Here is a 5,096-nt window from a genome sequence, read left to right as displayed (position 1 = left end):
GAAAACAGCAGCGTCCAGCCAAAGATCGCCAGAAACGGTTTTTGAATCCCTTCATCGGTAAACACACGAATGAAATTCTTCCAGCCGGTATTCACCGTAAAGCCCGGACTCAGCGCTTCGCCGCTACTGTTCTGATAGAAACCGCTCTCACGATTAGCCTGATACAGCACGCCGCTTTGCTGATTTTTCAGGTCGCCGTTGGCTTGCAGCACATACAGCGGGCGCGTACCGGAGAACTGGCGCAGCGAGCTCATCACCACCAGGCGGCCATCCGGCAGTTCGGCCTGAATCTGGTTCAGCGCCTGGCGATTGGTGGTGACAATGCGCAACGTGGCGCGTTCGCCCGGCGGTGGCGGGGCGCTGGTCAGTTTCAGCTTTTGCGATCCACCGAAAGCAAACGCAGGCGAAACGAAGGTTTGCCCGTTGGCCGCTTCGGTCAACACCAGCTGCCAGCGTTCGCCCGCCGGGATAAGCGAGAAGTTCAGCGCCGAACCGTCCTGATATTGACGGCTCAACAACACCTGTTGCGCACGTTCCAGCGTCAGCTGATTGGTGCTGCTGTAGTTGGTAAAGGCAATCGCCACGGTGCAGGCGAGGGGAAATAGCACGAACAGCGCCATACCGGCGAGGCCGGGATAGACATAGCGCCAGGCATAGGCACGACGATTGGCATAAATCCAGATGCCGACGGCGCTGATAATCAGCGTCACCAGCGCAAACAGATATTCACCTTTTGCATACATCAGCACGAGCAGATAGCCGACCAGCAGACAGCAGATACCGAGAAAAAGAGCCTTCAGCACGGCGCTGAACCGTGCTGTTTTCGGTTTTCCTGACATGATGCGGTTTTCCTTAACAGCCAGTAACGAGCCGGATTGCGCCGGCTCTGGTAGAGAGGATTACTTGTTGAGTCGTGCCTGCGCATCTTTCAGCGCCGCATCAACGCTTTGACGTCCGCTCAACGCATTCAGCGTGGCGGTGCGCATCGCGTACCAGAAGGCGGCCATCTGCGGAATGTTCGGCATGATGTCGCCGTTACGCGCGTTGGTCATGGTGGCGGCGATACGTTCATCCTTCTCCAGCGTCTGCTGGAACGATTTCAGCGCCACCGCGCCGAGCGGTTTGTCTTTATTGACCGCATCCAGGCCGGCGTCGGTCAGCAGGTAATTTTCCAGGAACTCTTTGGCCAGCTCTTTGTTCGGGCTGGCGGCATTGATCCCAGCACTCAGAACGCCGACAAAGGTTTTGGAATTTTTGCCGTTCAGCGTTGGCAACAGCGTGACGCCGTAATTGATTTTGCTCTTGTCGATGTTGCTCCACGCCCACGGCCCGTTGATGGTCATGGCGGTTTGCCCTTTGTTAAAGGCGGCTTCGGCGATGGAGTAATCGGTATCGGCATTCAGCGTTTTCGCCTTTACCTGATCGACAAGGAATTTCATGCCCGCTTTGGCGCCAGCGTTATCCACACCGGTATCTTTCACGTCGTAGCGGCCATCGTTGAGCTTAAAGGCATAGGCGCCGCCCGCCGCCAGCAGCGGCCAGGTGAAGTACGGCTCCTGCAGGTTAAACATCATGGCGCTCTTGCCCTGCGCGCGCATTTTCTTATCGATGGCGGCAATCTCTTCCCAGCTTTTTGGCGGCTCAGGCAGCAGATCTTTGTTGTAGATGAGGGACAAGGATTCCACCGAAATCGGATACCCGATCAGCTTGCCGTTGAAGCGCACCGCGTCCCAGGTAAACGGGAAGATTTTCTCCTGGAAGCGCGCGTCCGGCGAGATCTCCGCTAACAAGCCTGACTGCGCATAACCGCCGAAGCGATCGTGTGCCCAGAAGATGATGTCCGGGCCGTCGCCGGTGGCGGCAACCTGCGGATACTTCTCTTCCATTTTGTCCGGATGCTCAACCGTCACCTTGATGCCGGTTTCCTGCTCAAACTTTTTACCCACTTCAGCCAGGCCGTTGTAGCCCTTATCGCCGTTGATCCAGATGACCAGTTTTCCCTCTTCAATCTTTGCAACGGCAGAAGCTGAAAACAGCACGGCCGTCAGGGCGGAAAGGGCAAGAATGCGTGCACCGGTTTTCATTGTCATAACTCCATCCTGTTAGCGGAAACGGAAATCGTTTTACCTGCCACATTGTGAGTATCTGCCGCCGCTTCTCATCCTCCCCGGCTCTACGCCTGGCTTTCATCTGATGTGATCTGTGTTGCAAAAACACCCGGTTATCACGGACTGGCGCACACAATCGTCGCTCTGCTCTGCGTCATAGCTCACAAAAATGGTTGCCTGCCGCGTTTTATCAGACGCGTCTGCACGATCTCCTCCTCCCGTCTCCTCCCCCACGCTGACGCGCTGCGGTGGAGGATGTCGGCCTTGATCTCCTTGCCCATAGTGGTCGCCGGGGTCTGTCCGCCGACTTGCGGACAAGGAATAGCAAGCTGAGAGGAAAGCATCATGTCGAGCGTTACGTTGCGCAGTGTCTCCAAGGTGTGGGGCGAAACTGAGGTGTCGAAAAACATCAGCCTTGAGATCGCCGAAGGAGAGTTCGTGGTTTTTGTCGGACCGTCAGGCTGCGGCAAATCGACGCTGCTGCGCATGATTGCCGGGCTGGAAACCATCACCAGCGGCGATCTGTTTATTGGCGACAAACGCATGAATGAGGTGCCGCCCGCCGAGCGCGGCATCGGCATGGTGTTTCAGTCCTACGCGCTGTATCCCCATCTTTCGGTGGCCGAGAACATGTCGTTCGGCCTGAAGCTGGCGGGCACGCGCAAAGCGGAGATCCAGCAGCGCGTCAATCAGGTGGCGGAAGTGTTGCAGCTGGCGCATCTGCTGGAGCGTCGTCCGAAAGCGCTGTCGGGCGGTCAGCGTCAGCGCGTGGCGATTGGCCGTACGCTGGTGGCGGAACCGCGCGTGTTTTTACTCGATGAGCCGCTTTCCAACCTCGATGCTGCGTTGCGTGTGCAGATGCGCATTGAGATCTCGCGCCTGCATAAGCGCCTGAAGCGCACCATGATTTACGTCACCCACGATCAGACCGAAGCGATGACGCTGGCGGACAAGATCGTGGTGCTGGATGGCGGCCACGTTGCCCAGGTCGGCAAGCCGCTCGAGCTTTATCACTATCCCGCCAATCGTTTCGTCGCTGGTTTTATCGGCTCACCACGCATGAATTTCTTACCGGTAAAAGTCACCGCCACCGCCATCGATCAGGTGCAGGTGCGTTTACCGAATACCCAACTGGTGTGGCTGCCTGTCGACAGCGCGGGTGTGCAGGTGGGCAGCAACATGTCGTTAGGCATTCGTCCCGAACATCTGCTCTCCAGCGATATCGCTGACGTCACCCTTGAAGGCGAGGTGACGGTGGTCGAGCAGCTGGGACACGAAACGCAAATTCATATCCAGATTCCCGCCATTCGTCAAAGCCTGGTTTATCGCCAGGAGGACGTCGTGCTGGTAGAAGAGGGCGCCCTGATGGGCATCGGCCTGCCGCCTGAGCGTTGCCATCTTTTCCGTGAAGATGGTAGCGCCTGTCGCAGGCTGCATCAGGAGCCCGGTGTTTAGCCCTGCAAAACAATAAAAGCAATGACCTCAGGAGATAGAAAATGTTAACTCTGCGCAAACTCCCTATCGCGGTTGCTATCGCGGCAGGTACGCTCGCTGCCCCGTCGATGGCAGTCGATTTTACCGGCTATGCCCGTTCCGGCATCGGCTGGACCGGCAGCGGCGGGGAACAGCAATGTTTTCAGGCCACCGGCGCACAAAGTAAATACCGTCTGGGCAACGAATGTGAAACCTACGCTGAGCTGAAGCTGGGCCAGGAAGTGTGGAAAGAGGGCGATAAGAGCTTCTATTTCGATACCAACGTCGCCTATTCGGTTTCCCAGCAGAATGACTGGGAAGCGACTTCCCCGGCGTTTCGTGAAGCCAACGTGAAGGGCAAAAACCTGATTGATGCGCTGCCAGGTTCCACCATCTGGGCCGGTAAGCGTTTCTACCAGCGTCATGACGTACATATGATCGACTTCTACTACTGGGATATTTCCGGTCCCGGTGCCGGTCTGGAAGATGTGGATCTCGGCTTTGGCAAACTCTCTTTTGCCGCCACGCGCTCCTCGGAAGCGGGCGGTTCTTACACCTTCTCCAGCGATCAGATTCGTGATTACGCCACCAGCACCGCCAACGACGTGTTTGATGTGCGTTTAGCCGGCCTCGAAACTAACCCGAACGGCGTGCTGGAGTTGGGCGTCGATTATGGCCGCGCCAACGCGCGTGACGGTTATCGCCTTGAAGATAACGCCTCCAAAGATGGCTGGATGTTCACCGCCGAACATACGCAGAGCATGATGAAGGGCTACAACAAGTTCGTGCTGCAGTACGCCACCGATGCGTTGACCTCACAGGGCAAAGGCGTGCCGCAGGGTACCAACATCAACAACAGCGGCAGCATGTATCGCGTACTCGATCACGGTGCAATTAACCTCGCCGATCGCTGGGATCTGATGTACGTCGCCATGTACCAGAATACCGACCTCGACAACAACCGTGGTACCGAGTGGTACACCGTGGGCGTGCGCCCAATGTACAAATGGACGCCGATCATGAGCACGCTGCTTGAAGTGGGCTATGACAACGTGAAGTCGCAGCAGGTGAACGAGCGCAACGGCCAGTACAAAGTGACGCTGGCACAACAGTGGCAGGCGGGCGACAGCATCTGGTCGCGTCCGGCGCTGCGTCTGTTCGCTACCTACGCCAAGTGGGATGAGAAATGGGGCTACAGCAAAGACAGCTCAGGTGATTTGACCTCCTTTGCCTCTAACGACAGCAGCGGCAACGGCATTCTGACCAACAGCCGTGGCAACAACGATGAAGTGACATTCGGGGCGCAGATGGAGATCTGGTGGTAACGCTCCCGCTTGTGGCTTAACTGAGACCCTCTCTTTTTGGCGCGGCGCGCCATTGCCTGGTTCGCGCCGCCGCCTGACAGCCTTTTGAGGTTTTACAATGAGAATGAAAAAAACGGTTTTTGCGCTCTGCCTGAGCGCCGCGTTGCTGGCCGGTCAAAGTATACCGGTGTTTGCTGATGTCAATCTGGTG

General features: G+C 57.0%; 3 protein-coding genes and 1 pseudogene. 2 read left to right on the top strand and 2 right to left on the bottom strand.

Going from position 1 to position 5,096, the window contains the following annotated elements:
- A pseudogene (malF, locus tag RTY00_RS19550) lies at positions 1-839 on the bottom strand (maltose ABC transporter permease MalF); the annotation flags it as partial.
- A gap of 60 nt (positions 840-899) precedes the next feature.
- Entirely contained in the window at positions 900-2,090 is a 1,191-nt protein-coding gene (gene malE / locus RTY00_RS19545) for a maltose/maltodextrin ABC transporter substrate-binding protein MalE (RefSeq protein WP_061719671.1), read from the bottom strand.
- Between the two features lie 363 nt (positions 2,091-2,453).
- Here malE and malK point away from each other — a divergent pair, with 363 nt between their 5' ends.
- Both malK and RTY00_RS19535 read left to right on the top strand, forming a co-directional pair.
- Entirely contained in the window at positions 2,454-3,563 is a 1,110-nt protein-coding gene (gene malK, locus RTY00_RS19540; RefSeq protein WP_061719670.1) for a maltose/maltodextrin ABC transporter ATP-binding protein MalK, read from the top strand.
- A gap of 41 nt (positions 3,564-3,604) precedes the next feature.
- A complete protein-coding gene (locus tag RTY00_RS19535) occupies positions 3,605-4,906 on the top strand; it encodes a maltoporin (RefSeq protein ID WP_312665630.1) in 1,302 nt (433 codons plus the stop codon).
- Positions 4,907-5,096: the final 190 nt, after the last annotated feature.

The sequence above is a fragment of the Pantoea sp. CTOTU49201 genome (assembly GCF_032054795.1).
GTDB classification, from domain to species: domain Bacteria; phylum Pseudomonadota; class Gammaproteobacteria; order Enterobacterales; family Enterobacteriaceae; genus Pantoea; species Pantoea symbiotica.
The sequence above is the reverse complement of the archived record's forward strand: the minus strand, read 5'-3'. Positions and strand labels throughout refer to the sequence as shown.

Excerpts from the sequence above, each read along its gene's own strand:
- malE (WP_061719671.1), bottom strand. The coding sequence starts at position 2,090 with ATGACAATGAAAACCGGTGCACGCATTCTTGCCCTTTCCGCCCTGACG.
- malK (WP_061719670.1), top strand. The coding sequence starts at position 2,454 with ATGTCGAGCGTTACGTTGCGCAGTGTCTCCAAGGTGTGGGGCGAAACT.
- RTY00_RS19535 (WP_312665630.1), top strand. The coding sequence starts at position 3,605 with ATGTTAACTCTGCGCAAACTCCCTATCGCGGTTGCTATCGCGGCAGGT.